Genomic DNA, 26,217 nt, shown 5'->3' with positions numbered 1-26,217 from the left:
ATCCATCCTACGAGACGCTCCCCGACGCCCCGCTGACGGTCGGGGGCCCGGGCGTAGCCTGAGGACGACTGTCGACAAGGAGGCATCAGATGTCAGATGACCAGCAGGCCACGGCGAACATCGGGGTGGTGGGGCTCGCGGTGATGGGCTCGAACCTCGCCCGCAACCTCGCCAGCCGCGAGGGCAACACGGTCGCGGTGTACAACCGCACGACCCAGAAGACGACCGACCTCGTCGAGGAGCACCCCGAGGCGGGCTTCGTCGCCGCCACCACGATCGAGGAGTTCGCGGCCTCGCTGCAGCGGCCCCGCACCGCGATCATCATGGTGAAGGCCGGACGGGGCACGGACGCGGTCATCGAGCAGCTGACCGAGGCGTTCGAGGAGGGCGACATCATCGTGGACGGCGGCAACGCGCTGTTCACCGACACGATCCGCCGCGAGAAGGAGGTCCGCGCGAAGGGCCTCCACTTCGTCGGCGCCGGCATCTCCGGCGGCGAGGAGGGGGCGCTCAAGGGCCCGAGCATCATGCCCGGCGGCACCGCGGAGGCGTACGAGACGCTCGGTCCCATCCTCGAGTCGATCGCCGCGGTCGCGGAGGGCAAGCCCTGCGTCACCCACATCGGCACCGACGGCGCCGGCCACTTCGTGAAGATGATCCACAACGGCATCGAGTACGCCGACATGCAGCTCATCGCCGAGTCGTTCGACCTGCTGCGCCGCGTCGGCGGCCACGAGCCCGACGCCATCGCGGACGTGTTCGAGGAGTGGAACGGGGGCGACCTCGAGTCGTACCTCATCGAGATCACCGCCGAGGTGCTCCGCCAGGAGGACGCCTCGACGGGGAAGCCGCTCGTCGACGTGATCGTCGACCAGGCCGGATCCAAGGGCACGGGCGTCTGGACCGTGCAGAACTCGGTGGGCCTCGGCGTGCCGGTGGGCGGGATCGCGGAGGCCGTGTTCGCGCGCGCCGTGTCGTCGAAGCCCGAGCAGCGGAAGGCCGTGCAGGCCACGATCACGAGCCGCCCGGAGATCCAGCCCGCGGGCGACACCTTCGAGGACGACGTGCGGGCCGCGCTCTACGCGAGCAAGGTCGTCGCGTACGCGCAGGGCTTCGACGCGATCATCGCGGGCGCGAAGGAGTACGGCTGGGACATCGACAAGGGCAAGGTCGCGGAGATCTGGCGCGGCGGCTGCATCATCCGCGCCCAGTTCCTCAACCGCATCGTCGAGGCGTACGAGAAGGACTCCGGGCTCGCGACGCTGCTCGAGGACCCGTACTTCGCCAAGGCCGTCGCCGACGGCGAGCAGGCCTGGCGCCGGGTCGTCTCGGTCGCCGCGCTGTCGGGGATCCCGGTGCCCGGCTTCGCGTCGGCGCTGAGCTACTACGACTCGCTCGCCTCCGAGCGCCTGCCCGCCGCCCTCGTGCAGGGCCAGCGCGACTTCTTCGGCGCGCACACGTACCACCGCACCGACAGGGAGGGCACCTTCCACACGCTGTGGTCCGGCGACCGCTCCGAGGTCGAGGCGGAGGACACGCACTAGCGGTCCGCCGACCGTCGCCGACGCCCCGCCGCCCCTCGTGGGCGGCGGGGCGTCTGTCAGACTGGACCGGATGGACGAGGACGAGCACCCCGAGCTCGCGGGCTACGAGCCGCACCGCCCGAGGAGCCTGCGCAGCAAGCGCACGCTCCTCGTGATGCGGGTGGTCGTCGTGGTCGGGATCGTGAGCCTGCTGCTCCCCGGCGCCGTCACGATGGTGCGCGTCGGCGCGAGCACGGCCGACATGGCCTGCGCCGACTTCGTGGCGTACGAGCGGCCCGACTCCCCCTCCTACGAGGTGCGGTTCCAGCTCTTCGGCCCCGGGTTCATGGGCTACGAGTGCTACACGAAGTACGCCTTCGGCGGCGACGAGCACGTCGCCTCGCTCGGGCCCATCCCGTCGGGACGCGTCGCCCGCGAGGTCGTCGAGCAGGACTCGCGGGGCTGACCCGCTCGTCGCCGCCCGGGCTGGCGCCGGCGCTGGCGACCCCGGAAGCGCTCCGGCCTAGGCCGCGCCGTCGAACATGCTCGTGACGGATCCGTCGTCGAAGACCTCGTGGATCGCGCGGGCGAGCAGCGGCGCGATGGGCAGCACCGTGAGCTTGTCCCAGCGCTTCTCGTCGGGGATGGGCAGCGTGTCCGTGACCACGACCGAGTCGATGTGCGGGCTGTCGAGGATCCGCGTGGCCGGGTCCGAGAAGACCGCATGCGTGGCCGCGACCACGACGCCGGTGGCGCCGTTCTTCTTCAGCGCCTCGGCGGCGGAGACGATGGTGCGGCCGGTGTCGATGAGGTCGTCGACCAGGAGGCACACGCGGCCGGAGACGTCGCCGACGATCTCGTGCACGGTGACCTGGTTGTGCACCTTCGGGTCGCGGCGCTTGTGGATGATGGCGAGCGGCGCCCCGAGCTTGTCGCTCCAGATGTCGGCCACGCGCACGCGGCCCATGTCCGGCGAGACGACCGTGAGGGTCTTCGTGTCGAGCACGGAGCGCATGTGCTCGAGGAGCACGGGCATCGCGAACAGGTGGTCGACGGGGCCGTCGAAGAAGCCCTGGATCTGGGCTGCGTGCAGGTCGACCGACATGATGCGGTCGGCGCCGGCGGCCTTGAAGAGGTCGGCGACGAGGCGGGCGGAGATCGGCTCGCGGCCGCGGCCCTTCTTGTCCTGCCGGGCGTAGGGGTAGAACGGCGCGACGACCGTGATGCGCTTCGCGGAGGCGCGCTTCAGCGCATCCACCATGATGAGCTGCTCCATGAGCCACTCGTTGATGGGCGCCGTGTGCGACTGGATGACGAACGCGTCGCTGCCGCGGACGCTCTCGTCGTAGCGGATGTACAGCTCGCCGTTGGCGAACGTGCGGGCGTCCGTGTGCACGAGGCTCGTCTCGAGCTCCTCCGCGATCTGCTCGGCGAGCTCCGGGTGGGCGCGACCGGTGACGATCACGAGCCGCTTCTCACCAGCAGTCTTGATTGCGGACACGGGACTCCGTTTCGTCAGTGCTGCTCGGTGTTCTCAGGCATCGGACGCGTCGTCCGCATGCCCGTCGGCTGCCTCGACGGCGGCCCGGGCCTCGGGGGTGCCCGGTCGCTTGGCCTCGGTCCAGCCGACCATGTTGCGTTGCGGCGCCACCGAGATGCCGAGTGCGCCGGGCGGGACGTCCTTGCGGATGACGGCACCGGCACCCGTGTAGGAGCCGGTACCGATACTAACGGGTGCCACGAAGACGTTCCGCGAGCCGACGTGGACGTGGTCGCCCACCTCGGTGCGGTGCTTGGAGACGCCGTCGTAGTTCGCGAAGATCGCGCCCGCGCCGATGTTCGTGTGCGCGCCGATGGTCGCGTCGCCGACGTAGCTGAGGTGCGGGACCTTGGTGTGCTCGCCGATCTCGACGTTCTTGGTCTCGACGTACGCGCCGATCTTGCCGTCGTCGCCGAGGCGCGTGCCCGGGCGCAGGAACGAGAAGGGGCCGACCGTCGCGCGGGCGCCGATGACGGCGAGCTCCGCGTCGGTCCGGCGGACGGTCGCGTCCTCGCCGACCTCGGTGTCGCGGAGGGTGGTGTCGGGGCCGACCGTCGCGCCCGCGGCGACCGTGCTCGCGCCGAGGATCTGCGTGCCCGGGAGGACCGTGACGTCGGCGGCGAGCGTGGCCTTGACGTCGATCCACGTGGTGCGCGGGTCCTGGATCGTCACGCCCGCGAGCTGCCAGCGCCGGATGATGCGCGCGTTCAGCTCGGTGGCCGCGGCCGTGAGCTGCACCCGGTCGTTGATGCCCGCGACGAGCCAGCTGTCGCGCACGGGCAGGGCCTCGATGGCGCCGCCCGCGCGGCGGATCACGTCGGCCGCGTCCGTGAGGTACTTCTCGCGCTGCGCGTTCTCGGTGCCGATGGCGCCGAGGGTCTGGTGGAGCGCCTCCGCGTCGAAGACGTAGACGCCCGCGTTGACCTCGTCGATGCGGAGCTGCTCGCCCGTGGCGTCCTTCTGCTCGACGATGGCCTCGAACGCGCCGTCCTGGCCGCGGATGATGCGGCCGTTGCCGGTCGGGTCGTCGAGGCGGGCGGTGAGGAGCGTGAGGTCGTTGCGCGCCTGGCGGTGCGCGGAGACGAGCGAGCGGAGGGTCGCGGCGTCGAGCAGGGGCACGTCGCCGGAGAGCACGACGACCTGGCCTGTGAAGCCGTCGGGCAGCGCCGTGATGCCGACCTCGACCGCGCGGCCGGTGCCGGGGATCTCGTCCTGGTCGACGATCAGCGCGTCGGGCGCGAGCGAGCGCACGACCTCGACGACCTGGTCGCGGTCGTGGCGCACGACGGTGACGACGTGGCGCGCGCCGAGCTCCTCGGCGGTCGCGAGCACGTGTCCGACGAGCGGCAGACCCGCCAGGGGGTGGAGGACCTTCGGGAGGCGCGAGCGCATGCGGGTGCCCTGGCCGGCGGCGAGGATCACGACCGCGATGGAGGGGCTGCGCGGCTCGCCGTCGACGTCGAGCTCGCCCGTCACGATGGGGATCTCGCGGGTCCTCGGCGTGCTGTCTGACTCGGTCATCGATCTCCCTGGTCCTCGTGCGTCTCTCCGGCGCGGCCGGCGGGCGTGGCTCCGCCCCCAGGATTCGAACCTGGACCTCACAGCTCCAAAGGCTGAAGTGCTGCCGTTACACCAAGGCGGACCGCTCCACGGCCCGGCCGTGCGCAGGACGAGTCTGCCAGAGGTGCCCGCGGGCGGAGACCGGGGCTCGGCGCGAGGTCAGGCGCCGCGCGCGCGGCGCCGGCGGCGGTCGCCGCGGATCCGCAGCGCCAGGAAGAGCACGGCGGCGGCCACCAGCGCGACGACCCCGCCGACGAGCACGCGCGCGTCGAACGCACCCCGCTGGAACGGCCACACCTGGCTGGCGAGGGCGGCGATCCCGAGCAGGCCCGGGGTCAGCACCATCGCGACCACGGCCTCCTGCCTGGGGAGCATCTGCTCCGTCCCCCGGCGGCGGTCGCGGATCGAGGTGCCGATGACGCCCGCCCACAGCGGTGCCGTCAGGGCGAGGTTCGCGACCGGGGCGAGGAGGAGGGCGACGAGGAAGGACAGGGCGAGGCCGCCCACGTACCACCACGGCATGACGGACCGGAGGGAGGGGACGCCGGCCATGTCCCTCACGCCAGCGACCGGAGGGACGTGCCCGGACCGGCATGATGGGGGCATGCCCAGCCGCGACGAGGTCGACCGCATCGTCGACGCGTGGCGTCGGGAGCGGCCCGATCTCGACTTCTCCCCGCTCGAGGTGCTCTCGCGCGTCGGTCGGCTGTCGCGGCTGCTGGAGCGCGCGCGGCGCTCGGCGTTCCAGGAGTCGGAGCTGGAGTCGTGGGAGTTCGACGTGCTGTCGGCGCTCCGGCGGGCGGGCGATCCGTACCAGCTGAGCCCCAAGGCGCTCCTGCAGCAGACGCTCGTCTCCTCCGGCACCATGACGAACCGCATCGACCGGCTCGTGGCGCGGGGACTCGTGGAGCGGCACACGGATCCGCACGACGGCCGCGGGATCCTCGTGGTCATGTCGGACGCGGGGCGCTTGCGCGTCGACACGGCGATCACGCGGCTCGTGGCCGAGGAGGCGGAGCTGCTCGAGACGCTGCCGGCCGCCGATCGCGACGTGCTCGCGGGGCTGCTCAGGCAGCTGATCCTCGACCTCGACGACGACGGGGCCTGACGCCCGACGGCGCACGCCCGACGCCGGACGCGCCCGGGCGAGGACGCTCAGGCGTGGGCGACGCAGCGGCGAGCGGCCGGGCGGATCTCGAGCCGGCCCGCCGGGATCGCCTCGCCGCAGACCTCGCAGCGGCCGTAGGTGCCCGCGTCGAGGCGCGCGACCGCCGCGTCGACGTCGGCGAGGCGCACCCGGGCCTCGCGGATCATCGCGTCGGACTGCGAGCGCTCGAACGCGAGGGTCGCCCCCTCGGGGTCGTGCTCGTCGTCGGAGTTGGCGTCCTGGCGGGCCTCGACGATCGCGGCGACGTCGCGGTCGAGGCCGCGGATGAGCGCGAGCGTGTCGGCGCGGAGCGCGGCGAGGGCCGCGCGCGGACCCTCGGGCCCGGCGTCGTCGGGAGCGGCGTCGTCGGCCACGGACCCGCTACGCCGCGACGAGCGCGTGCGCGTCCGCCATCAGCTCCACGGACCGCAGCCGCTCGGGCGTGCGCGGCGAGGCGTGCCCGACGATGACCTCGTCGACGCCCGCCTGCTCCGCGAACCGGTTCGCGTAGTCGGAGACCTCGGCGCCCGTCCCGAGCCCCGTGTAGGTCATCATGCTGGCGACGTGCGCGCCGACGGGCGCCTCGAGGAGCCGGTCGAGCTCGTCGTCGGTGAAGGTCTGGCTGGCGGGGATCTGGCCGCTCTGGCGCAGCAGCATCATGAGGCGGGCGCGGCGGACCTCGGCGAACTGGCGCTCGGCGTCGGCGCGGTCGTCGGCCGCGATGGCGTTGATGCCGGCGATCGCGTACGGCGCGTCCAGCTGCTCCGACGGGCGGAAGTCGCGGCGGTAGATCGCGATGGCGTCGAGCAGCATGTCGGGCGCGAAGTGCGAGGCGAACGCGAACGGCAGGCCGAGCGCCGCGGCGAGCTGCGCGCCGAAGGTCGAGGATCCGAGGATGTAGAGGGGCACGCGCGTGCCGGCACCCGGGGTCGCGGAGACGCCGGGGACCTGGCTCTCGCCCGCGAGGAAGCCCTGCAGCTCGACGACGTCCTCGGGGAAGCGGTCCGAGGATCCGGGGTCGCGGCGGAGCGCGCGGAAGGTGGCCTGGTCGCTGCCCGGGGCGCGGCCGAGGCCGAGGTCGATGCGGCCCGGGTGCAGCGTCTCGAGCGTGCCGAACTGCTCCGCGATGGTGAGCGGCGAGTGGTTCGGCAGCATGACGCCGCCGGAGCCGAGGCGGATGGTCGACGTCTGGCTGGCGACGTGGGCGATGAGCACGCTCGTCGCGCTGGAGGCGATCGACGCCATGTTGTGGTGCTCGGCGTACCAGACGCGGCGGTAGCCGCTGCGCTCGGCCTGCTGGGCGAGGTCGACGGAGGCCTGGAAGCTGTCGCGGGCGGTCTCCCCGGGGGCGATGGGGGCGAGGTCGAGGATGGAGAGCGGGACGGTCATGCTCGGTCCAACAGCGCGGACCCCTCGACTGTTCCGACCGGGGTCGGGGCGGGCGCGCCGGGCGCGGCGACCGGCGGCTGCGTGGCGGGAGCCGCGCCGGCGCGAGCGTCCGCGTCGGCGCCCGGGTCGCCGTCCGCGTGCCGCCGCCGCGCGACCGCCCACGCGGCCACGGCACCCGTGAGCGCCAGGCAGATCGCGGCGGCGACGAGGATCCGCGTCCCCTCCCCCATGCCGGCCGGCGCGAGCGGCAGCAGGATCTGCACGGCGAGCACGAGCATCACCCCGGCGATCACGGTGTCGAGCACCCGCCACGCCGACGGTCGCGCGAGCACGGGCGCGAAGACGCGCGCGGCGGCCGCGAGGAGCGTGAACCACACGCAGCTGGCGACCATCGCACCGACGCCGAAGGCCCAGCGGCCGTCGCCGTGTCCGGCGGCGACGGATCCGACGAGCAGCACCGTGTCGAGGTACACGTGCGGGTTGAGCCAGGTGAGCGCGAGGCACGCGGCGACCACGGCGCCGAGCGCGCGCGGCGCGGTCGCGGCGACCTGGAGGCCGTGCGGCGCGACGGCCCGCAGCAGCGACAGGGCAGCGTAGCCGGCGAGGAACGAGGCGCCGAGGATCCGGATGACGACGATCGCGACGGGCGCCGCCTCGATCAGCGCGCCGATGCCGCTGACGCCGAGGCCGATGAGGATCACGTCGGAGACCGCGCAGATGAGGACGACGACGAGCACGTGCTCGCGTCGCGTGCCCTGCCGCAGGATGAACGCGTTCTGCGCGCCGATGGCGGCGATGAGCGAGAAGCCGAGGCCGAAGCCGGAGAGCGCGTGCGCGAGCGGGTGCATGGCTTCCACGCTAGGCATCGGCGGCGCATCAGACCAGCTCATGTTCCTGCGGCACCGTTAGCATCGCTGATGATGGACATCCGCACCGAGCACCTGCGCACCCTGGCCGCCGTGGTCGACACCGGCACGCTCGACGCGGCCGCCCGCGCGCTCCGGCTCACGCCCTCCGCGGTGAGCCAGCGGATCACGGCGCTCGAGCGGAGCGCCGGCCGGGTGCTCCTCCGCCGCACCCGGCCCGCGACCACGACCGAGGCGGGTGACGCCGTGCTCCGCCACGCGCGCCAGGTGCTGCTGCTCGAGCGCGACCTCGACGGGCTGCTCGGCGTGGGCGACGGCGACGCCCCGCGTGCGGGCACGGCGGCGGTGCCCGTGGTCGTGAACGGCGACTCGCTCGCGTCGTGGCTGCTGCCCGCCTTCGCCGCACTGGCCGCCGAGACCGGGCAGGCCGTGGAGGTGCTGCGCGAGGACGAGCACCACTCCCTCGACCTGCTGCGCGACGGATCGGCGATGGCCGCGGTCACGAGCGTCAAGGATCCCGTGCAGGGCTGCACCTCGGAGCGGCTCGGCCGGATGCGGTACCGCGCGCTCGCGACGCCCGCCTTCGCCGCCGCCCACCTGCCCGACGGGCCCACGCCGAGCGCGCTGGCCGTCGCGCCGCTCGTCATGTACGACCGCAAGGACGCGATGCAGGACCGCTGGCTCCGCGGCCGGCGTGCGCCCGCCGGCCAGCCGCGCCACTACGTGCCGTCGTCGGCGGAGTTCGTCACGGCGGTCACGCTCGGCATGGGCTGGGGCATGCTGCCCGACCTGCAGAGCGAGGATCTCGTGGCATCGGGCGCGCTCGTGCCGCTGGACGCGGGATCCCACGTGGACGTGGCGCTGCACTGGCAGCGCTGGAGCGTCGACTCCCCCGTGCTGGCCGACCTCACGCGGCACGTGCGCGCCGCGGCCGCCTCGCTGAGGTAGCGAGGCGGCCGCGGATCGTGCGGGGAGGCGCGGATCAGCGCCGGAGCGCCGCCCGGGCCAGCCGGTTGCCGGCGAACTGCACCACCTGCACGAGCACGATGATGATGAGCACGGCCGCCCACGTGACCGCCGGCTCGAACTGCCGGTAGCCGTAGACGATCGCGAAGTTGCCGAGTCCGCCGCCGCCGACCGAGCCCGCCACCGCGGTCATGTCCACGATGCCGACGAAGACGAACGTGTAGCCGAGGATCAGCGGGCCGAGCGCCTCCGGGATCAGCAGCGTGAAGATGATCCGCACCGGGCTCGCGCCCACGGACCGGGCCGCCTCGATCACGCCCGGCTGCACCGTGAGCAGGTTCTGCTCGACGATGCGGCTGATCGCGAAGGACGCGCCGAGCGACAGCGTGAAGATGATCGCCGGCTGCCCGATGCCGGTGCCCGTGACCAGGCGGGCGAGGGGCTGGGCGGCGACCAGGAAGATGATGAACGGGATCGGCCGGAAGGTGTTGACGACCACGTTCAGCACCGCGAACACGGCCCGGTTCGGCAGCAGGCTGCTGGCGCGCGTGAGGTACAGGCCGAGGCCCATCAGGAGCCCGCCGAGCCCGCCGAACAGGAGGGTGAGCAGCACCATCACGAGCGTCTCGACCGTCGACTGGCCGAGGAGCGGCAGCAGCGGGGTGAGCGCGTCCATCTCAGACCACCTCCGTCACGGTGACGCCGGCCCGGTCGGCCACGAGCACCTCGTCGATGCGCGCGGGGTCGCCCCCGAGCGCCAGGGTCAGGTTGCCGAACGTGCGGCCCTGGATGTCGGTGATGCCGCCGTGCACGACCTCGAAGGCGATGCCCGCGTCCGCGAGCGCCCGGAACACCTCGGGCTGCGTGGCGCCGCCGTCCGCGAAGGACAGCGTGACGAGGCGGCCGGGGTGCCGGCGGCGGAGGCGCTGGACCTCGTCCTGCTCGGGCACGCCCGCGACGACGGTGGAGACGAAGCGGCGCGTGGCGTCGGTCGAGGGCCGCGAGAACACGTCGAAGACCTCGCCCTGCTCGATGACGCGGCCGGAGTCCATGACGGCCACGCGGTGGGCGATGGACTTGATGACCTCCATCTCGTGCGTGATGACGACGATGGTGACGCCGAGCTCCTCGTTGACCCGGCGCAGCAGAGCGAGGACCTCGCTCGTGGTCTCGGGATCCAGCGCGCTCGTGGCCTCGTCGGCCAGGAGGATCGCGGGGCTCGTCGCGAGCGCGCGGGCGATGCCGACGCGCTGCTTCTGCCCGCCGGACAGCTCGTCGGTGCGGGCGTGCGCCTTGTCAGCGAGGCCGACGAAGTGCAGCAGGTCGCTGATCCGCCGCTGCTGCTGGTCCTTCGGCATGCCCGCGACCGTGAGCGGGTACGCGACGTTGCCCCACACGGTCTTCGACGTGAAGAGGTTGAACTGCTGGAACACCATGCCGATGCCGAGCCTGAGCTTCCGCAGCTCGCGCTCGGGCAGGTCCTGGATCTCCCGGCCGTCGACCGAGACGGTGCCCGAGGTCGGCCTCTCGAGCGCGTTCACGAGCCGCACGAGCGTGCTCTTGCCCGCGCCGGAGTAGCCGATGATCCCGAAGACCTCGCCGCGGCGGATGTCGAGGTCGACGTCGACGAGCGCGTCGAGGGCCGGCTCGCCCTTCGCGCGCGGCGGGTACCGCTTGCCGACGCTCCGCAGGGAGACGTGCGGGGCGTCCGTCATCGAGCCGCCTTCTTCTCGGCGACGGCCTGCTCGGTGGTGGTGAGCAGGGTCTGCAGCTCGTCCGCGGGGGTCTTCAGCGGGATCGCGGTGCCGCCCGAGTTCTCGACCACGGCGTCGACGACCGCGGGGGTGTCCTCGAAGATCCGCGCGAGCTGGAGGTACGTCTCGTTCTGCGCGTCGTCGGCGCGGGACGCGAAGACGTTGACGTAGGCGAGCGCCTTCGGGTCGCTGGGGTCGTCCTGCACGAGGGCGTCGTCGGGGGTGAGGCCGGCGTCGGGGACGAAGTCGTTGTTGATGATGACCGCGTCGGCGTCCGGCAGCGACGTGGCGGTGAGCGCGGCGTCGACCGTGCTCACGGTGACCTTCGACGCGGCCTGGTCGATGTCGTCGAGGCCGGAGACGCTGGATCCGCCGCCCTCCAGCGTGACGAGGCCCTGGCTCTGGAGCAGCAGGAGGCCGCGCGCGAGGTTCGACTCGTCGTTGGGGAGGATGACCGTGCCGCCCTGCGGGATCTCGTCGACCGACGCGTGCTTCTGCGAGTACAGCGCGAGCGGGTAGATCGCGGTCGCGCCGATGGGCGTGAGGTCGTCGCCCGCGCCCTCGTTGTACTGCGCCAGGTAGACGAGGTGCTGGAACTGGTTGAGGTCGATCTCGCCCTCGGACAGGGCGGGGTTCAGCTGCGGGTACTCGGTGAAGTCGACGATCTCCACGTCGATGCCCTCGGCCTTCGCGGCGTCCACGAAGGCGGGCCACTGCGGGTCGCTCGCGCCGACGACGCCGATGCGGACGGCCTTGCCGCCGCCCGAGAACGCGCCCGTGGCGAAGAGGACGGCCGCGACGATGGCGAGGACGACGACGACCGCGCCGATGATGAGGCCGGGGCGGTTCCTCCGCTTCGGGGCGTCGATCAGGGGTGCCTGGGTGGTCATGGTGGTCCTCTCGGTGGTGCGGGCGCCGGTGCTGTCCGGTGGTGGTGCGGTGGTGGTGCGGTGGTGGTGCGGTGGTGGGGTGCTGCCGCGGTGATGCGGCCGTCCGGCTGCGGGGTGCGGGCGCTCCCGGGCGACGCGCGGGTGCGCGCGCCGACGCGGTCGGCCGGATGCTCCGCGGCGCCCGGTCGGGTGCGGCCGCGAGTCGCACGCGGGACGGCGGATCCGCGGGCGGTGCGGGACGCCGACGCCGGCCGATGGCCGCGTCCCTGCAGCACCTCGACGGTAGGGCGCGCGGAGGGGGGAAGTCGAACCGGGCCGTAACACGGGGACACCCCGCGGCGGCCGGGGGATGTGGCAGGGTCGGCGGCGGAGGTGCCCATGCACGAGGACGACGACGACGCCGTCACCGCGCTCCCCGTCGACGAGCTGCGGCGTCGCGTCTACGCCAAGGGCGCCGACGCGGGCGACGAGCGGTGGATCCGCGCGGCCGCCGAGCTCACCCGACGCGAGCGCGCGTCCCGGTCCGCCGAGCCCGCGGACGCGGGCGCAGACGCGGACGGCGACGCCGACACCGGCTCGGGCGCCGCCGTCGGCGGTCGCGCCGGGTCCGTCGGCGCGGCGGATCCCGACCCGACGCCGGAGGACGGCGCCGACCCCGACGAACCTGACGGCTCCCCCGCGCCGCGCCGCGGATCCCGCGTCGTCGTCGCGTGGTCCGCCGCCGCCCTCGCGCTCGGCCTGCTCGGAGGCGCCGCGATCGCCGGGTCCCTCGGCACGGGATCCCCCATCCCGACCTCCGCCGACGGCAGCCCGGGCCCCGGCGCCGATGCCCCGCCGGACGCCGCGGCATCGCGTCCCGCCGCGTCCCCCTCGGCCGACGGCCCCGCGCTCCTCGGCCCCGACTCGACCTCCGACCAGCGCAGCCGCCCGGTCGCCGCGATCTTCGACGGCCCGCAGGAGGACGCCGACCGTCCGCCGAAGGCCGTCCGCGCCGGCGTCGACGCCACCACGATCCGCGCGGTGCGGTCGAGCGTCGGCCTGTACGCCGGGCTCTCCGACAGGGGCGACCGCTGCCTGCTGGTGTTCCCGAGCGGCGGCGCGGGCGTCGTCACGTGCGCGTCGCCCGAGCGCGTCGCGTCCGACGGGCTGCGCGTCGCGTGGACGACGGAGTTCCCGTCGCGCAACCGCGACGGCTCGACCGGCATGATCACGGGCGACGTGGAGGCGGTCTGGTCGAGCGACGACCTCATCACGCTGACGACGCCGGACCGCATCCTCGCGTACTGAGCGGAGCCTCCGGTACCGCGCCGCCCGTGTGGGAGGGTCGATGCCGGGAAGGGCACACCACCATGGACGCACGCACGCCGGGGGCGGACGACGACCTCACCGCGCTCCCCATCGACGTGCTCCGGGAGCTCGTCTTCGCGCAGGGGGCCGACGAGACCGACGAGCGGTGGATCCGCGCGGCCGCCGAGCTGACCCGCCGCGAGCGTGCGGCGGACGCAGCGGGCGGGACCGAGGGCGACCACGCCGCCGCGGGCGGTCCGGCCGACCCGCCGGACTCCGCCGACCCGGACCCCGATCCGGATCCCCCGCACCCCTCCCGCCGCCCGCTCGCCTGGGCGGCCGGCGCCCTCGTCGTCGGGCTGCTCGCGGGCGCGGGCATCGCCGCCTCCGTGGGCGGATCCGCGGCGCCGTCCGCCGATCCCACCGGCACCCCCTCCGCCGAGCCGACCGCCTCCGCCCAGGAGCCGCCGGATCCCGCGCGCGTGCGGTCGCTGCTCGGCACCGACATCACCGGGCGGTCGCGCGCCATGGGGATCTCGGGCATCCTCGACCGCCCGCAGGAGCAGGCGGACAGGCCGCCTCGCTCTCCCTACGGCGACGTCGACCTCAGCTCCATCCGCGGCGTGCAGACGAGCGTGGGCCTCTACGCGGCGCGCACCATCTCGGACGACGTGTGCCTGCTCGTGTACCCGTGGGCGGGGTCCGTCCCGGATGAGGGATCCAGCCCCGGATCCGGCGTCATGTCGTGCGTCTCGCCCGACCAGCTGGCCGCCTCGGGTCTCCAGGCCACGTGGGTCGCGAACGTCCCGACGCGCGCCTTCGACGGCAGCGTGACGATGGCCGGGAGCGTGCTCACGGCCGCGGTCGACGGCGACGGGATGGTCACCCTGACGTCGCGGGACCGGCCCATCGCCTACTGACCGGCCGGAGGATCAGCCCTCGAGGAGCTCGCTGAGCTCCATCCAGCGCGACTCGAGCGCCTCGACGTCGGCCTCGATGGCGCGCACGCCGTCGTTCAGCTTGCCGAGCCCGTCGTAGTCGTTCGGGTCGTGCTCGGCCATCGCGTCGAGCGCCTGGCGTCGGCGCGTGTCGGCCTTCTCCAGCTTCCGGGTGATGCTCGCGAGCTCCTTCTGCGCGTTCCGCAGCTCGGCGCCCTGGAGCCGGGATCCGCCGGATCCGCCGAGCGTCGCGGTCGCCTGGCCGCCGACCTCGTCGGGCCGGGCGACGGTCGCCTTCTCCGCGTTGCCGGGCTGCGCGCGGAGCTCCAGGTACTGCTCCACGCCGCCGGGGAGGTGGCGGAGGGCGCCGTTCATCACCGCGTACTGCTGGTCGGTGACGCGCTCGATGAGGTACCGGTCGTGGCTCACGACGAGCAGCGTGCCGGGGAACGAGTCGAGCAGGTCCTCCATCGCGGCGAGCATGTCGGTGTCCAGGTCGTTGGTGGGCTCGTCGAGGATGAGCACGTTCGGCTCGTCGAGCACGATGAGGAGGAGCTGGAGGCGGCGCTTCTGGCCGCCCGAGAGGTCCTTGACCGGGGTGGACAGCTGCGCGCTCGTGAAGCCGAGGCGCTCGAGCAGCTGGCCGGGCGTCATCTCCTTGCCGCCTGCGACGTAGGTGGTGCGCTGGCGGCCGATGACCGTGGAGACGCGGTCGTCCAGCACGTCCTTCAGCTCGTCGAGCTGCTGCGTGAGCACGGCGACCTTGATGGTCTTGCCGCGCTTGACGCGGCCGGTGGTGGGCTGCAGGGATCCGGCCACGAGCGAGAGCAGCGTGGACTTGCCGGCGCCGTTGACGCCGAGGATGCCCGTGCGCTCGCCGGGCGCGATGCGCCACTCGACGTCCTTGAGGATCTGCTTCTCGCCGTAGCTGACGGACACGTCGAGCAGGTCGACGACGTCCTTGCCGAGCCGCTGCATCGCCATCGACGCGAGCGAGACGGTGTCGCGCGCGGGCGGCTCGTCGGCGATGAGGGCGTTGGCCGCCTCGATCCGGAACTTGGGCTTGGCCGTGCGCGCGGGCGCCCCGCGGCGCAGCCACGCGAGCTCCTTCTTCATGAGGTTCTGGCGCTTCGCCTCGGAGACGGCGGCGCTCCGGTCGCGCTCCACGCGCTGCAGGATGTACGCCGCGTACCCGCCCTCGAACGGCTCGATGAGGCGGTCGTGCACCTCCCACGTGGCGTTGGCGACCTCGTCGAGGAACCACCTGTCGTGGGTCACGACGATGAGGCCGCCGGAGTTCGGCGCCCAGCGGCGGCGCAGGTGGCCGGCGAGCCAGGCGATGCCCTCCACGTCGAGGTGGTTGGTGGGCTCGTCGAGGAAGAGGATGTCGTGGTCGCCGATGAGGAGCTTCGCGAGCGCGACCCGGCGGCGCTGGCCACCCGAGAGCTGCGCCACGTCGGCGTCCCACGGCACGTCGGAGGCGAGGCCGTCGATCACGTCGCGGACGAGCGGGTTGCCCGCCCACTCGTGCTCGTCGATGCCGCCGACGATGGCCTCGCCCACGGTCTGGCCGTCGGGCAGGGTGTCGCTCTGGTCGAGCACGCCGATGGTGATCCCGCGGCGGCGCGTGACGCGGCCGCTGTCGGGCTCGAGCCGTCCGGCGAGGAGGGAGAGGAGGGTCGACTTGCCGTCGCCGTTGCGTCCGACGATGCCGATGCGGTCGCCCTCGTTCACCCCGATGGTCACGTCGTCGAAGATCACGCGCGTCGGGAACTCGAGGTGGAGCGCTTCGGCTCCCAGAAGATGGGCCACCGCACGAGCCTAGGTGACCCCCGCCCGGGGAATTCCCGCGAGCGGTCCGCCGTTGCCCCTCCTCGTGACCCGGAAGGGCCGCGCGCTCGACGGGGAGCAGCCCGCCCCGCTTCAGTCCCGCGGGGATCCGCCCACCGCGAGGAGCGCACATGACCACCAGCCGCACCGAGACCGCACCGCTCCCCGCCCCCGGCGCGATCGCCGCACCGCCCGCCCGCCGCGAGACCGCCGCCGGCCTCCTCGTCTACGCGTTCACGCTGCTCGTGCTCGTCGCGTCCGGCGCGGCGCCCTCGCCGCTGTACCCCGTGTACCAGGAGGAGTGGGCGCTGCCGCCCGTCGTCCTCACGGTCGTGTTCGCCGTCTACGTGGCCGGTCTCCTCGCGACCCTGCTCACGGCCGGCCGGCTCTCCGACCACATCGGCCGGCGGCCCGTGATCCTCGGCGCCCTCGCCGTCTCCATCGCCGCGATGCTCGTCTTCGCGTTCGCGCACGACGGGCTCGCCCTCGTAGTCGCGCGCATCCTGCAGGGCCTCGCGATCGGCCTCGCCACCGGCGCGCTCGGCGCCGGCATGATCGACCACCAGCCCACGCGGCGGTCCGGCCTCGCCGCCTTCCTCAACGGCGTCGTGCCGCCGACGGCCCTCACGGTCGGCGCGCTCGGCAGCGGCTTCCTCGTCGCGTACGGGCCCGCGCCCGAGGAGACGGTGTTCGTCGTGCTGGCCGCCCTCATGGTCGCCGCAGGCGTCGGCGTCGCGTTCGTGCCCGAGCGGCAGCCCCGCCGTGCGGGAGCGCTCCGGTCGCTCGTCCCGTCGGTCGCCGTGCCGCGCGCCGCCCGCTCCGTGTTCACCGCGGTCGTCGGCGGCATGATCGCCAGCTGGGCGCTCGGGGGGATGTTCCTGGCCTTCATCGGATCCGTGCTCGGCACCACGTTCGGCCTGCACAGCGCCGCGCTCACGGGTGCCGCGATCGCGCTGTTCACCGGCACGGGCGCCATCACCGGCATCGTGATCCGCACCCGCGACGCGCGCCGCAGCCTCATCGTCGGCGTGGTCGCCCTGGTGCTCGGGCCGGTCGGCCTCGTCGCGGCGATCTGGACCGCGTCGCTCCCCCTCTTCGCCGTCGCCGCGGTGATCGGCGGCGTCGGCTTCGGCGCCGGCTTCCAGGCGGGCCTCCGGCTCGTGCTCGCGGAGGCGCCCGTGGACCAGCGCGCGAGCCTCCTCTCCTCGGTCTACGTCGCCAGCTACCTCGCGTTCGGCGTGCCGAGCATCGTCGCGGGCGTCTTCGTCGAGGCGGACGGGCTGCCGATCGTGCTGACCGTCTACGGCGCGTTCGTCGCGGCGAGCGCCCTGGTCGCGCTCGTGCTGCAGCTCACCGGGCGGCGCACGCGCCGGGCCGAGCGGATGGCCGACGCGCGGGACGCCGCGAGGACCTGAGGGCCGACGGACGGGACCGCCGCGCCCCCGTGCGGGGGTAGCATCGGGGCGCCGCACCGGGAGCCAGGTGCCCCGTCGCGCGGCCCATCTCCCCGGCGCACCGCCGGCGGGTCCCGAACGGAAGGTCGCCCCATGGCGTTCATCGTCGTCCTGCTCGTCCTCTGGCTGATCCTCACGGTGGTCGGCTTCGCCATCAAGGGCCTCGTCTGGCTCGGGATCATCGGCATCATCCTGATCCTCGGCACGATCGTCCTCGGCAGCCTCCGCCGCCGCTACAACGCCGCGAAGACGCCGAAGGCGTAGCCGCCGGCGCCGGCGTCAGGCGACAGCCGGGTCGGTCGGGATCAGCCGAGCGACGCCACCCACTCGCTCGTGCCGTCGTCGAAGGCCTGCTGCTTCCAGATGGGGACGCGCTGCTTGACCTCGTCGACCAGCAGGCCGCAGGCGGCGAACGCGTCGGCCCGGTGCGCGGACGAGACGGCGCAGGTGAGCGCCACGTCGCCGATCCCGAGCCGGCCGATGCGGTGCTCGACGGCGATCCGCACCTCGGGATAGCGCGCGGAGACGTCGAGCGCGACCTGCCGGATCGCCTGGCGGGCGGCGGGATGCGCGGAGTAGTCGAGCCAGAGGACGCCCTTGCCGTCGTCGTGGTCGCGCACCACGCCCTCGAAGGTCACGACCGCGCCGGCGTCGTCGGCGCGCACGGCGTCGGCGGAGTCCTCGACGCGGATCGCGCCCCCGGCGATGCGCGCGAAGAGCACGCGGTCGGCGGTCACGAGCGGGCTCCGGCGTCGGCCGCCTGGGCGGGTGCCGTGTCGGCCGCCGGATCGGTCGCGGGGTGCACCGCGCCGCGGGCCTGCTCGAGGACGTGGTCGAGGATCCGGTCGAGGAGCCCCAGCCCGTCGCGCACCCCGCCCGGCGAGCCCGGCAGGTTCATCACGAAGGCGCCGCCTGCGAGACCCGCGTGCCCGCGCGTGAGCACCGCCGTGGGCGTGTGCGCCGTGCCGATGCGGCGGGCCTCCTCCATGATCCCGGGGATCTCGAGGTCGAGCAGCGGCGCCGTCGCCTCGGGCGTGCGGTCGGTGGGGGTGATGCCCGTGCCGCCCGTGGTGAGGATCACGCGCGCACCGCCCGCGACGGCCTCGGCGAGCGCCGCGGCGACCCCGGGTCCGTCGGCGCGGACGACCGGCGCCCCCACCTCGAAGCCCCGCTGGGCGAGCCATGCGGTGATGACGGGACCCGTGCGGTCCTCGTACTCCCCCGCGGCGGCGCGGGTGGAGGCGACGATCACGACCGCGCGGCCACGCGGATCCGCCGCGCTCACGGCCGCGCCCAGTCGCCGGACTTGCCGCCCTGCTTCTCGCGGACGAGCACGTCGGTGATCACGGCGCGCGCGTCCACGGCCTTGACCATGTCGTAGAGCGTGAGCGCGGCGACCGAGGCCGCCGTGAGCGCCTCCATCTCGACGCCCGTGACGCCCGTGGTGCTCACCGACGCGACCACCGTGAGCCGGTCGTCGGCGCCCGCGATGTCGATCTCGATGCGCCCGATCGGCAGCGGGTGGCACAGCGGGATGAGGCTCGACGTCTGCTTCGCCGCCATGATCCCCGCGATGCGCGCCGTGCCGACGGCCTCGCCCTTGGGGAGGTCGCCGGAGATGACGGAGGCGACCACCTCGGGCCGCGTGACGAGCACGGCCTGCGCGACGGCGCGGCGCTTCGTCGTGGCCTTGTCGGTGACGTCGACCATGTGCGCGGATCCGTCCTGCCGCAGGTGGGTGAGGGACGGCGCGGCGTCCGCGGTCGGGGCGGGATCAGTCATCGATGCTCCAGACGGTGACGGGGTCGCCGGCCTCGAGCCGGTCGAGACCTGCGGGGATGTGGACGAGGTGCGTGGCGGTCGCGTACGCGTGCAGGAGGTGGGATCCGGGTCCGCCGACCGCGACGACCCGGCCGTCGGCGTCGAGGCGGCCGCGTCGCACCTGGTGCTTGCCGGCGGGCGAGTCGAGCGGCTCGGCGAGAGGCAGCTCGCGGGACGGGCGGTCGGGGTGCGCGTGCCCGGCGATCCGCCGCAGCACCGGCCGGAGGAACAGCTCGAAGGAGACCAGCGCGCTCACGGGGTTGCCGGGGAACGCGACGACGGGGATCCGCGCGCCACCGAGGTCCGCCGTGCCGAGCCCCTGCGGCCCGCCCGGCTGCACGGCCACCGAGACGAACTCCACGCCGCCGCCCTCCAGCACGTCGCGCACGACCTCGAACGCGCCCGCGCTGACCCCGCCCGTCGTGACGAGGAGATCGACCCCGACGGCCGCCTCGCGGAGCGCGTCGCGCACCCGCTCGGCGTCGTCGGACGCGACCCGCAGCGCGCGGACCTCGGCGCCGGCGTCCTGCAGGGACGCGGCGAGGGCGACGGAGTTGGCGTCGTGGACCTGCCCGGGGGCGAGGTCCTCGCCGGGCCCGCGCAGCTCGAGGCCGGTGGAGAGGAGGAGGACGACCGGCCGGCGGCGCACGGCGACGGCCGCGATGCCGGCCGACGCGAGGACGCCCCAGTCTGCCGGGAGGAGGCGCGTGCCCGCGGCCACGAGCACGCTGCCCGCCGCGAGGTCGCTGCCCTGCGCGCGCACGAAGGCGCCCGGATCCACGGGGGCGGCGAAGGAGACGACGGCGTCGGGCGCCTCCTCGTCGACGAAGCGGTCGGGCGTCGCGGCCTCGATGGGCACGATCGCGTCGGCGCCGGGCGGCACGGGGGCGCCGGTCATGCAGGGCGCGGCGGTGCCGGGGGCGAGGGGCGCGGGGGCGACGCCCGCGGGGATCCGGTCGGCGATGGGGAGGACGACGGGATGCGCCGCACTCGCTCCCGCGAGGTCGGCCGCGCGCACCGCGTAGCCGTCCATCTGCGAGTTGCGGAACGGCGGCAGGTCGATCGGGCTCGTGACGTCGCGCGCCGGGACCCGACCGGTGTGCCGGTGCGGATCCGCGGTGAGCGCCTCCGCGGACGCGGGCAGCTGCTCGGCCGGCAGCTCGGCGAGCGGCGCGAGGAGGTCGCGCACGGCGGCCCGATGCTCGTCGACGCTGCGGCGCACGCGGTCGGCGGGGCGGGCGGGGGTCATCCCCCCATCATCCACCGGGGCGGACGGGCGGTCGCCGGATGGGTGGGCCGGGATCCGCGCCGCTCCTCCCCCGGGCGCCCGCCGCGCGCGGGTGTCCGGGACCCGAAGCCACCCCTGCCGCGCGGGACCGGCCGGACATAGGGTCGGAGCATGACCATCGCCGCCCGCGGGCAGACCCTCGTCGACCTCCACACCGCTCCCGAGCTCCTGAGGGTGGTGAACGTGTGGGACGCCATCTCGGCCGCCGCCATCGGCTCGCTCCCCGAGACCAAGGCGCTCGCCACCGCGAGCCACTCCATCGCCGCCACCTTCGGCTACGAGGACGGCGAGCGGATCCCCCTCGACCTCCACCTCGACATGATCGGCCGCATCGTCGCGGCCGTCGAGCAGCCCGTCTCCGCCGACCTCGAGTCCGGCTACGGCGACGCGGGCGAGACGATCCGCCGCGCCATCGGCGTGGGCGTCGTCGGCGCCAACCTCGAGGACGGGATGCGCCCCCTCGACGACGCCGTGCGCGCGGTCGAGGCCGCAGTCGCCGCCGCGCAGGCCGAGGGAGTGCCGTTCGCGCTCAACGCCCGCACCGACGCGTACGTGCTGGGCGGCGACCGCGACCGGTCCGACGTCCTCGCCGACGCCGTCGAGCGCACCCGCGCCTACATGGCGGCCGGCGCCACGAGCGTCTTCGTGCCCGGCCCGCTCACGGAGGACGAGGTGCGCACGCTCGTCGACGCCGTCGGCCCGCAGCGCCTCACCGTCATCGGCGTCCCCGGATCCCTCTCCCCCGCCCGCTTCGAGGAGCTCGGCGTCGGCCGCATCTCCTACGGCCCGTGGACCCAGCGCGTCGCGCTGACCGCACTGCAGGACACGGCGAAGGACCTCTACGCGGGCGGCGCGCTGCCCGAGGGGACGCGGCCGCTCAACTAGCCCGCGGGATCCACCCGCTCACGGCGCCGGCGCCGGGCGCTCCCCGTGCACGGAGGGGTGCCCGGCGTCGCCCATCCCCCGAGCGTTCTGGCGCGGCGTCGCCCGTCGCCGTCGGGTGAGGAGCCAGGTGATCCCCGCCAGGTGCGGGAACTCGATGAGCATGCCGATGACGATCGCGGCCGCGACGAGCGGCTGGTCCGGGAGCGCGACCGTGGTGAGGCCCAGCATGAGCGGTGCGTTGCGCGCCGCGGTCGTCATGGCGAGCAGCGCGCGCTCCGGGTGCTCCAGCCGCAGCGCGTTCGACAGCCGGTCGATGAGCAGGTAGCCGATCGCGAAGAACAGCACCACGGCTCCCAGGAGCGCGACGAACGCGTCGGCGTGATCCCGGATGGTCACGATGTTCGCGGCGAAGATCTGCACGATGAGCGCCGCGATGATCACGGGCACGAGCCGCCCCGGGAGCCCGCGTACCCGCTCGCGCACCGCCGTCGGGAGCGCGCGCGAGACGAGGACGCGCACCAGGATGGCGATCAGCGCCGGCGTCACGCACCAGCGCAGGAGCGTCTCGCCGATGGCCACAGGATCCTGCACCGCGTCCGCGTGCACCAGCGCGCTGAGGAGGAACGGGTAGAGCAGCAGCTGCGTGACCATGTTGACGGGCAGCAGCACGGCGCCGAGCGAGGTGCTCCCTCCCGCGAGGCGGGTGAAGCCGAGGAACCAGTCCGTGCAGGGGGCCGTGAAGTAGATCACGACGCCCGCGAACAGCAGGGGCGCTCCCGACAGGAAGAGCGAGGCGATCGCGAACCCCAGCAGCGGCATCAGCACGAAGTTCGCGAGCCACGCCACGGCGAGGAACCGCGGCGCCTCCCGCAGCCGACGCAGCCGGAGGCCGGAGAGGTCGACCTCCACGAAGAGCACCGTCACGAGCAGCAGCACGGTCGGATCCACGCCGCCCGCCAGCACGGCGCCCGTGTCCGGGCTCGCCACCCCGACGAGGGATCCGACGGCGATCGCGCCGAGGAACAGCAGCAGCGCCCTCGCCGGCGTCGGCACCCCGCCCGGAGCCGGATCCGGTGCCGCGACCGGCGGCGCTGCCGACCGCGCTGCCGACCGTCCGTCGTCGGGGCGCCCGCTCAGCACGCGCACTCCACGCCGCAGCAGCTGAGGTCGTCCGTGAGCATGCCCGCGATCCGCCACTGCTCGAGGCCCGCGCAGTCGGCGCCGATGCGCCCGCCGATGACGCGCGCGATGTGCGCGTAGCGCTGCCGGAACTTGTAGACGAAGCAGAAGCGGACGGCACCGTGGCGGACCGCCGGGCCGGAGAGGAACAGGCCGGGGGTGGTCGTGGACTCGTCGTCCTCGGTGAGGAGCGGCCAGCCGTCGTCGCGCTGGTCGAAGAGGTGGGCGACCGGGCCGAGCCCCGGCCCGAAGCCGGTCGCGAGGACGGGCCGCGAGTCGGAGGCGACCGCCGCGGCGCCCGCGACCTGGACGCGGAAGCCGTCGCCGTCGGGGCGCACGCCCACGACGCCGCCGTCGCCCATGAGGGTGAGGCGTCCGGTCGCGACCGCCGTCGCCAGGCGCTGCACGGAACGCGGCGCGAGGCGGTACGACGGGTCGGACCCGGATCCGGGCGCCCACGGGTGCGCGGGATCCACCACGACCACGTCCGCCCCCTGCTCCACGTGGTGGCAGGCGATGTCGATGCCCGACTCGTAGCCGCCGATGACGACGAGCCGCCCCATGCGCGGCTCCCAGGCGGCGGGCGAGGACGAGTGGTCGGTCAGCGAACCGCCGGCGAACCGGGCGGCGAGCGGGTCGTGGAACTCGCCGCCGGCCCAGACGACGGTGCGCGTGCCGAGGGATCCGCGGCTCGTCGTCACCTCGAAGCCGCCCTCGACGGGCGACACGGCGGTCACGTCCGTGTCCACCATCAGCGGCACGGGGAAGTGCCGGGCGACGCCCGCGAGGTAGCGCGCGTACTCCGGGCCGGTCGGGTAGTCGACGCCGAGCGAGAAGGCCGGGGAGGTGAGCGGGTGGATCGCGTTGAGGTCCGTCGCCCCGAAGCCGTTGCCCGTGAACGACGGCGACAGGAACCGCTGCCGGGCCGGCCACCGCCGGAACGTCTCGCCCACGCCGCCCCGCTCGACGACGCCGGACCGGAGCCCGTCGACGGCGTCGAGGGCGATCGCGGTGCCGAGGCCGGCGGGACCGGCGCCGATCACGAGGGCGTCGAGGGTCGGTTCGGGGGATGGGGGCATGGCACGCGGCTCTCCGGGTCGGGACGGTCCCGGCGAGCTTAGTCGAGAATCATTCTCAACAAGTCCCGAGCGCGTCGCCCAGGGAAGCGCCCGCTCAGCCGGTGGATCCCGCCCCTCGGGTCGACCGGAGCAGCAGGGCGGCGCACAGCACGAGCGCGCCGCTCTGCAGCGAGGCCGTCACGAGGTAGGGCATCGCGCAGGCGGCGCCGACCAGCGCCGCGCCCGCGACGCCGAGGGCGCGGATCCGCGTGGCCCGGCCGCGCGCCCGGGCCGCGACGACCTGCGCGACCGCGGCCGTCGCGAACAGCAGGACCGGGAGCACGGCGAGGGCCGGGCGACGTCCGGTGACCTCCGCGAGGCCGCCCGGCTCGAGGTACCGGGACACGGCGACCACGAGCACGGCCGTGACCGCGAGCGGCACGGGCGCGCGCGCGGACGCGTGCCGCGCCAGCGCCTCCGCCGACACGCGTCGGGCGCCGCGCACGATGCGCGCGGTCGTCGCCGCGGCGAGGAACGTGACGACGGCCGTCACCGCGAGCCCCGGCAGCAGCAGCGAGAGCCCGTCCACCTCGAACCCGGTCACCGCGGTCCGGATCCGCGCGGCGAGGAGCACGGTCCCGCCCGCCGTGACGACGCCCGCGAGGCCCAGCACCACGAGCACCAGCGCGAGGCCCGCCACCGGCACGGCGGGGCGGACGGGCGGCGCGTCGGCGGTGCTCATCGCCCCAGTCCAGCACGCGCGCGGGGCGCGGGCATCCGCTGCGGGTCGCGTCCGGCGCGCATCCACCGGGGCCCTGCTTGACTGGGCCGACGACCCCGAGGAGCCACGTGACCGACGACAGCACCACCGCACCCGCATCCGCCCCGCGCGCCGAGATCGGCGTGATCGGCGGATCCGGCCTCTACTCCCTGCTCGACCCGGCGACGAGCGCGTCGCACCGCATCGAGACGCCGTTCGGCCCGACATCGAGCGAGGTGACGGTCGGCGAGCTGGCCGGGCGCCGCGTCGCGTTCCTCACCCGCCACGGCGCCGACCACTCGGTCGCGCCGCACCTCATCGACTACCGCGCCAACGTCTGGGCGCTCGCGTCGCTCGGCGTCACGGCGATCGTGTCGTCGTCCGCGGTGGGCGGCGTCTCGCCGGACTACCCGCCGGGATCGCTCGTGCTCACCGACCAGCTCCTCGACCGCACCTGGGGCCGGCCGGACACCTTCTTCGACGCCGGCGTCGTGCAGCACCTCTCCGCGGCGGATCCCTTCGACCCCGTGCTGCACACCCGCGCGGCTGCCGCGCTCGTGGAGCTCGAGGGCGGCGACCGGGCGGATCCCGCGGGGCCGCTGCGCACCTCCGGCACCGTCGTCGTGATCCAGGGCCCGCGCTTCTCGACGCGCGCGGAGTCGCTCTGGTTCCGGCAGGCGGGCGCGCACATCGTGAACATGACGCAGTACCCGGAGGTGGTGCTCGCGTCCGAGCTCAACATCGGCACGGTGAACCTGTCGTTCGTCACCGACGCGGACGCGGGCCTCGCGCCGCTGCCCGGCGAGCAGGGCGACGCCGTCACGGCCGAGCTGGTCTTCGCGCGCCTGAAGGAGGCGCAGCCGCGCATCGTGCGGGCGATCGAGGCCGTCGTCCGCGCGATCCCCGACGACTACCGCGGTCGCCCGCTCATCGACCCGGATGCGGTCGCGTCCGTGCTCGCGCGGCCCGTCACCGGCGCGACCGGCACGGCCGACGCGACGGGCGCGCGGTCGTGAGCGGCGGGATCCTCCTCGTCACGGGCGGCGCCGGCTTCATCGGTGGCGCCATCGTCCAGGCCGCGCTGGAGGACGGGCGGCGCGTGCGCGTGCTCGACTCGCTGCGCGCGGACGTGCACGGCGGCGACCCGGAGATCGACCCGCGCGTCGAGCTCGTGCGCGGCGACGTCACGGATCCGGATGCGGTCGCCCGCGCGCTCGAGGGCGTCGACGTCGTCTGCCACCAGGCCGCGAAGGTCGGGCTCGGCGTCGACTTCCTCGACGCGCCCGACTACGTGCTGACCAACGACGGCGGCACCGCGATCCTGCTGGCCGGCATGACCCGCGCGGGCATCGACCGGCTCGTGCTCGCCAGCTCCATGGTCGTCTACGGCGAGGGCGCCTACGCGGGCGCCGACGGCCCGGTGCGCCCGCCCGCGCGCCGCGTCGCGGACCTCGACGCCGGCATGTTCGACCCGGTGGATCCCGCGACGGGCGAGCCGCTCGTCCCCACGCTCATCGGCGAGGACGTGCCGCTGGATCCGCGCAACGTGTACGCCACGACCAAGCTGGCGCAGGAGAACCTCGTGAGCTCCTGGACCCGCGCGACCGGCGGTCGTGCGGCCGCCCTCCGGTACCACAACGTCTACGGGCCGGGCATGCCGCAGAACACGCCGTACGCGGGCGTCGCCTCGCTGTTCCGCTCGGCGCTCGCGCGCGGCGAGGCGCCCCGCGTGTTCGAGGACGGCCGGCAGCGCCGCGACTTCGTGCACGTGCGCGACGTCGCCGGCGCGAACCTCGCCGCGCTCGCGTGGACCGAGACCCGGGAGGCCGGGTCCTTCCGCGCCTTCAACGTGGGCAGCGGCACCGTGCACACGATCGGCGAGATGGCGGAGGCGCTCGCACGCGAGGCCGGCGGATCCGCGCCCGTCACCACGGGCGAGTACCGGCTGGGCGACGTGCGGCACATCACGGCGTCGTCCGAGCGGCTGCGCACCGAGCTCGGCTGGGAGCCGCGCATGACCTTCGAGGAGGGCATGCGGGAGTTCGCGACGGCGCCGCTGCGCAGCGCGGTCGTCTGATATTC

28 protein-coding genes and 1 tRNA gene are annotated in these 26,217 nt (G+C 74.5%); 11 read left to right on the top strand and 18 right to left on the bottom strand.

Annotation, left to right across the window (positions count from 1 at the left end):
• The first annotated feature begins 89 nt into the window (after positions 1-89).
• Together gndA and BFL37_RS00135 are read left to right on the top strand one after the other, a co-directional pair.
• Positions 90-1,544 (top strand): NADP-dependent phosphogluconate dehydrogenase, encoded by a 1,455-nt coding sequence (gene gndA, locus BFL37_RS00140; protein ID WP_086513166.1) that lies wholly within the window; start codon positions 90-92, stop codon positions 1,542-1,544.
• Between the two features lie 70 nt (positions 1,545-1,614).
• Entirely contained in the window at positions 1,615-1,989 is a 375-nt protein-coding gene (locus BFL37_RS00135) for a hypothetical protein (protein ID WP_086513165.1), read from the top strand.
• A gap of 57 nt (positions 1,990-2,046) precedes the next feature.
• On the opposite strand, the gene BFL37_RS00130 is transcribed toward BFL37_RS00135, so the two are convergent.
• From BFL37_RS00130 to BFL37_RS00115, 4 genes are all read right to left on the bottom strand, one after another.
• Entirely contained in the window at positions 2,047-3,024 is a 978-nt protein-coding gene (locus BFL37_RS00130) for a ribose-phosphate diphosphokinase (RefSeq protein WP_086513164.1), read from the bottom strand.
• Positions 3,025-3,057: 33 nt separating this feature from the next.
• On the bottom strand, positions 3,058-4,584 hold the full coding sequence (glmU, locus tag BFL37_RS00125) for a bifunctional UDP-N-acetylglucosamine diphosphorylase/glucosamine-1-phosphate N-acetyltransferase GlmU (RefSeq protein WP_086513163.1): 1,527 nt from the start codon (positions 4,582-4,584) through the stop codon (positions 3,058-3,060).
• A gap of 46 nt (positions 4,585-4,630) precedes the next feature.
• Positions 4,631-4,705 (bottom strand) — tRNA-Gln (locus BFL37_RS00120).
• A 77-nt stretch (positions 4,706-4,782) separates the two neighbouring features.
• A complete protein-coding gene (locus tag BFL37_RS00115) occupies positions 4,783-5,184 on the bottom strand; it encodes a hypothetical protein (protein ID WP_143331568.1) in 402 nt (133 codons plus the stop codon).
• A gap of 43 nt (positions 5,185-5,227) precedes the next feature.
• Here BFL37_RS00115 and BFL37_RS00110 point away from each other — a divergent pair, with 43 nt between their 5' ends.
• The gene (locus tag BFL37_RS00110; protein WP_086513161.1) at positions 5,228-5,731 is read left to right on the top strand and encodes a MarR family winged helix-turn-helix transcriptional regulator; all 504 of its coding nucleotides are present in this window, start codon (positions 5,228-5,230) and stop codon (positions 5,729-5,731) included.
• A 47-nt stretch (positions 5,732-5,778) separates the two neighbouring features.
• Here BFL37_RS00110 and BFL37_RS00105 read toward each other — a convergent pair whose 3' ends face one another.
• Genes BFL37_RS00105 through BFL37_RS00095 form a run of 3 tightly spaced genes read right to left on the bottom strand, consistent with a single transcriptional unit; the run spans position 5,779 to position 8,007 of the window.
• Positions 5,779-6,144, bottom strand: coding sequence for a TraR/DksA family transcriptional regulator (locus tag BFL37_RS00105; RefSeq protein ID WP_086513160.1), 366 nt, complete (start codon positions 6,142-6,144; stop codon positions 5,779-5,781).
• Between the two features lie 7 nt (positions 6,145-6,151).
• On the bottom strand, positions 6,152-7,159 hold the full coding sequence (locus BFL37_RS00100; protein WP_086513159.1) for an LLM class flavin-dependent oxidoreductase: 1,008 nt from the start codon (positions 7,157-7,159) through the stop codon (positions 6,152-6,154).
• A complete protein-coding gene (locus tag BFL37_RS00095; protein WP_086513158.1) occupies positions 7,156-8,007 on the bottom strand; it encodes a LysE/ArgO family amino acid transporter in 852 nt (283 codons plus the stop codon). Before BFL37_RS00095 ends, BFL37_RS00100 begins: the two co-directional genes overlap by 4 nt.
• A 69-nt stretch (positions 8,008-8,076) precedes the next feature.
• On the opposite strand from BFL37_RS00095, the gene BFL37_RS00090 reads away from it, so the two are divergent.
• Entirely contained in the window at positions 8,077-8,973 is an 897-nt protein-coding gene (locus tag BFL37_RS00090; RefSeq protein ID WP_086513157.1) for a LysR family transcriptional regulator ArgP, read from the top strand.
• Between the two features lie 34 nt (positions 8,974-9,007).
• On the opposite strand, the gene BFL37_RS00085 is transcribed toward BFL37_RS00090, so the two are convergent.
• The 3 genes from BFL37_RS00085 to BFL37_RS00075 are packed head-to-tail and all read right to left on the bottom strand — an operon-like array spanning position 9,008 to position 11,635.
• Complete coding sequence (locus tag BFL37_RS00085) at positions 9,008-9,667, bottom strand: methionine ABC transporter permease (protein WP_086513156.1); 660 nt, start codon at positions 9,665-9,667, stop codon at positions 9,008-9,010.
• Position 9,668: 1 nt separating this feature from the next.
• The gene (locus tag BFL37_RS00080; protein ID WP_086513155.1) at positions 9,669-10,706 is read right to left on the bottom strand and encodes a methionine ABC transporter ATP-binding protein; all 1,038 of its coding nucleotides are present in this window, start codon (positions 10,704-10,706) and stop codon (positions 9,669-9,671) included.
• Positions 10,703-11,635: a MetQ/NlpA family ABC transporter substrate-binding protein gene (locus BFL37_RS00075; protein ID WP_086513154.1), complete on the bottom strand. Its 933-nt coding sequence runs from the start codon at positions 11,633-11,635 to the stop codon at positions 10,703-10,705. Before BFL37_RS00075 ends, BFL37_RS00080 begins: the two co-directional genes overlap by 4 nt.
• Before the next feature lie 378 nt (positions 11,636-12,013).
• On the opposite strand from BFL37_RS00075, the gene BFL37_RS00070 reads away from it, so the two are divergent.
• Positions 12,014-12,922 (top strand): hypothetical protein, encoded by a 909-nt coding sequence (locus BFL37_RS00070; protein WP_086513153.1) that lies wholly within the window; start codon positions 12,014-12,016, stop codon positions 12,920-12,922.
• Between the two features lie 62 nt (positions 12,923-12,984).
• Complete coding sequence (locus BFL37_RS00065; protein WP_086513152.1) at positions 12,985-13,842, top strand: hypothetical protein; 858 nt, start codon at positions 12,985-12,987, stop codon at positions 13,840-13,842.
• 12 nt (positions 13,843-13,854) lie between these two features.
• Here BFL37_RS00065 and BFL37_RS00060 read toward each other — a convergent pair whose 3' ends face one another.
• Positions 13,855-15,672 carry an ABC-F family ATP-binding cassette domain-containing protein gene (locus BFL37_RS00060; RefSeq protein ID WP_086513151.1) on the bottom strand — a complete coding sequence of 606 codons (1,818 nt, stop codon included), beginning with the start codon at positions 15,670-15,672 and terminating at the stop codon, positions 13,855-13,857.
• 149 nt (positions 15,673-15,821) lie between these two features.
• On the opposite strand from BFL37_RS00060, the gene BFL37_RS00055 reads away from it, so the two are divergent.
• Both BFL37_RS00055 and BFL37_RS14535 read left to right on the top strand, forming a co-directional pair.
• Positions 15,822-17,105, top strand: coding sequence for an MFS transporter (locus tag BFL37_RS00055; protein ID WP_086513150.1), 1,284 nt, complete (start codon positions 15,822-15,824; stop codon positions 17,103-17,105).
• Positions 17,106-17,237: 132 nt separating this feature from the next.
• Positions 17,238-17,408: a hypothetical protein gene (locus tag BFL37_RS14535; RefSeq protein WP_012299751.1), complete on the top strand. Its 171-nt coding sequence runs from the start codon at positions 17,238-17,240 to the stop codon at positions 17,406-17,408.
• Between the two features lie 41 nt (positions 17,409-17,449).
• Here BFL37_RS14535 and BFL37_RS00050 read toward each other — a convergent pair whose 3' ends face one another.
• Genes BFL37_RS00050 through BFL37_RS00035 form a run of 4 tightly spaced genes read right to left on the bottom strand, consistent with a single transcriptional unit; the run spans position 17,450 to position 20,214 of the window.
• Positions 17,450-17,881 (bottom strand): molybdenum cofactor biosynthesis protein MoaE, encoded by a 432-nt coding sequence (locus tag BFL37_RS00050; protein WP_086513149.1) that lies wholly within the window; start codon positions 17,879-17,881, stop codon positions 17,450-17,452.
• Positions 17,878-18,429 (bottom strand): MogA/MoaB family molybdenum cofactor biosynthesis protein, encoded by a 552-nt coding sequence (locus tag BFL37_RS00045; RefSeq protein WP_086513148.1) that lies wholly within the window; start codon positions 18,427-18,429, stop codon positions 17,878-17,880. Before BFL37_RS00045 ends, BFL37_RS00050 begins: the two co-directional genes overlap by 4 nt.
• A complete protein-coding gene (gene moaC, locus BFL37_RS00040) occupies positions 18,426-18,926 on the bottom strand; it encodes a cyclic pyranopterin monophosphate synthase MoaC (RefSeq protein WP_086513147.1) in 501 nt (166 codons plus the stop codon). The genes BFL37_RS00045 and moaC overlap by 4 nt, the downstream gene beginning before the upstream one ends.
• Positions 18,919-20,214, bottom strand: coding sequence for a molybdopterin molybdotransferase MoeA (locus tag BFL37_RS00035; protein ID WP_086513146.1), 1,296 nt, complete (start codon positions 20,212-20,214; stop codon positions 18,919-18,921). Before BFL37_RS00035 ends, moaC begins: the two co-directional genes overlap by 8 nt.
• 150 nt (positions 20,215-20,364) lie before the next feature.
• On the opposite strand from BFL37_RS00035, the gene BFL37_RS00030 reads away from it, so the two are divergent.
• Positions 20,365-21,138 carry an isocitrate lyase/PEP mutase family protein gene (locus BFL37_RS00030; protein ID WP_086513145.1) on the top strand — a complete coding sequence of 258 codons (774 nt, stop codon included), beginning with the start codon at positions 20,365-20,367 and terminating at the stop codon, positions 21,136-21,138.
• Positions 21,139-21,156: 18 nt separating this feature from the next.
• On the opposite strand, the gene BFL37_RS14530 is transcribed toward BFL37_RS00030, so the two are convergent.
• The 3 genes from BFL37_RS14530 to BFL37_RS00015 form a co-directional block, all read right to left on the bottom strand.
• A complete protein-coding gene (locus BFL37_RS14530) occupies positions 21,157-22,191 on the bottom strand; it encodes an arsenic resistance protein (RefSeq protein ID WP_172403699.1) in 1,035 nt (344 codons plus the stop codon).
• A gap of 80 nt (positions 22,192-22,271) precedes the next feature.
• Positions 22,272-23,396 (bottom strand): NAD(P)/FAD-dependent oxidoreductase, encoded by a 1,125-nt coding sequence (locus BFL37_RS00020; protein WP_086513144.1) that lies wholly within the window; start codon positions 23,394-23,396, stop codon positions 22,272-22,274.
• Positions 23,397-23,490: 94 nt separating this feature from the next.
• Positions 23,491-24,117 carry a hypothetical protein gene (locus BFL37_RS00015; protein WP_086513143.1) on the bottom strand — a complete coding sequence of 209 codons (627 nt, stop codon included), beginning with the start codon at positions 24,115-24,117 and terminating at the stop codon, positions 23,491-23,493.
• Between the two features lie 107 nt (positions 24,118-24,224).
• On the opposite strand from BFL37_RS00015, the gene BFL37_RS00010 reads away from it, so the two are divergent.
• Both BFL37_RS00010 and BFL37_RS00005 read left to right on the top strand, forming a co-directional pair.
• Positions 24,225-25,151 (top strand): MTAP family purine nucleoside phosphorylase, encoded by a 927-nt coding sequence (locus tag BFL37_RS00010; RefSeq protein WP_086513142.1) that lies wholly within the window; start codon positions 24,225-24,227, stop codon positions 25,149-25,151.
• Positions 25,148-26,212 carry an NAD-dependent epimerase/dehydratase family protein gene (locus BFL37_RS00005; protein ID WP_086513141.1) on the top strand — a complete coding sequence of 355 codons (1,065 nt, stop codon included), beginning with the start codon at positions 25,148-25,150 and terminating at the stop codon, positions 26,210-26,212. Before BFL37_RS00010 ends, BFL37_RS00005 begins: the two co-directional genes overlap by 4 nt.
• The last annotated feature ends 5 nt before the right edge of the window (positions 26,213-26,217 follow it).

Origin of the sequence: Clavibacter michiganensis (genome assembly GCF_002151125.1) — a bacterium.
GTDB lineage: Bacteria > Actinomycetota > Actinomycetes > Actinomycetales > Microbacteriaceae > Clavibacter > Clavibacter michiganensis_C.
The sequence above is the reverse complement of the archived record's forward strand: the minus strand, read 5'-3'. Positions and strand labels throughout refer to the sequence as shown.

Excerpts from the sequence above, each read along its gene's own strand:
- BFL37_RS00090 (WP_086513157.1), top strand. The coding sequence starts at position 8,077 with ATGATGGACATCCGCACCGAGCACCTGCGCACCCTGGCCGCCGTGGTC.
- BFL37_RS00070 (WP_086513153.1), top strand. The coding sequence starts at position 12,014 with ATGCACGAGGACGACGACGACGCCGTCACCGCGCTCCCCGTCGACGAG.
- moaC (WP_086513147.1), bottom strand. The coding sequence starts at position 18,926 with ATGACTGATCCCGCCCCGACCGCGGACGCCGCGCCGTCCCTCACCCAC.
- glmU (WP_086513163.1), bottom strand. The coding sequence starts at position 4,584 with ATGACCGAGTCAGACAGCACGCCGAGGACCCGCGAGATCCCCATCGTG.
- BFL37_RS00030 (WP_086513145.1), top strand. The coding sequence starts at position 20,365 with ATGACCATCGCCGCCCGCGGGCAGACCCTCGTCGACCTCCACACCGCT.
- BFL37_RS00020 (WP_086513144.1), bottom strand. The coding sequence starts at position 23,396 with ATGCCCCCATCCCCCGAACCGACCCTCGACGCCCTCGTGATCGGCGCC.
- BFL37_RS00135 (WP_086513165.1), top strand. The coding sequence starts at position 1,615 with ATGGACGAGGACGAGCACCCCGAGCTCGCGGGCTACGAGCCGCACCGC.
- BFL37_RS00075 (WP_086513154.1), bottom strand. The coding sequence starts at position 11,635 with ATGACCACCCAGGCACCCCTGATCGACGCCCCGAAGCGGAGGAACCGC.
- BFL37_RS00095 (WP_086513158.1), bottom strand. The coding sequence starts at position 8,007 with ATGCACCCGCTCGCGCACGCGCTCTCCGGCTTCGGCCTCGGCTTCTCG.
- BFL37_RS00065 (WP_086513152.1), top strand. The coding sequence starts at position 12,985 with ATGGACGCACGCACGCCGGGGGCGGACGACGACCTCACCGCGCTCCCC.
- gndA (WP_086513166.1), top strand. The coding sequence starts at position 90 with ATGTCAGATGACCAGCAGGCCACGGCGAACATCGGGGTGGTGGGGCTC.
- BFL37_RS00080 (WP_086513155.1), bottom strand. The coding sequence starts at position 10,706 with ATGACGGACGCCCCGCACGTCTCCCTGCGGAGCGTCGGCAAGCGGTAC.
- BFL37_RS00015 (WP_086513143.1), bottom strand. The coding sequence starts at position 24,117 with ATGAGCACCGCCGACGCGCCGCCCGTCCGCCCCGCCGTGCCGGTGGCG.
- BFL37_RS00085 (WP_086513156.1), bottom strand. The coding sequence starts at position 9,667 with ATGGACGCGCTCACCCCGCTGCTGCCGCTCCTCGGCCAGTCGACGGTC.
- BFL37_RS00110 (WP_086513161.1), top strand. The coding sequence starts at position 5,228 with ATGCCCAGCCGCGACGAGGTCGACCGCATCGTCGACGCGTGGCGTCGG.
- BFL37_RS14535 (WP_012299751.1), top strand. The coding sequence starts at position 17,238 with ATGGCGTTCATCGTCGTCCTGCTCGTCCTCTGGCTGATCCTCACGGTG.
- BFL37_RS00035 (WP_086513146.1), bottom strand. The coding sequence starts at position 20,214 with ATGACCCCCGCCCGCCCCGCCGACCGCGTGCGCCGCAGCGTCGACGAG.
- BFL37_RS00100 (WP_086513159.1), bottom strand. The coding sequence starts at position 7,159 with ATGACCGTCCCGCTCTCCATCCTCGACCTCGCCCCCATCGCCCCCGGG.
- BFL37_RS00055 (WP_086513150.1), top strand. The coding sequence starts at position 15,822 with ATGACCACCAGCCGCACCGAGACCGCACCGCTCCCCGCCCCCGGCGCG.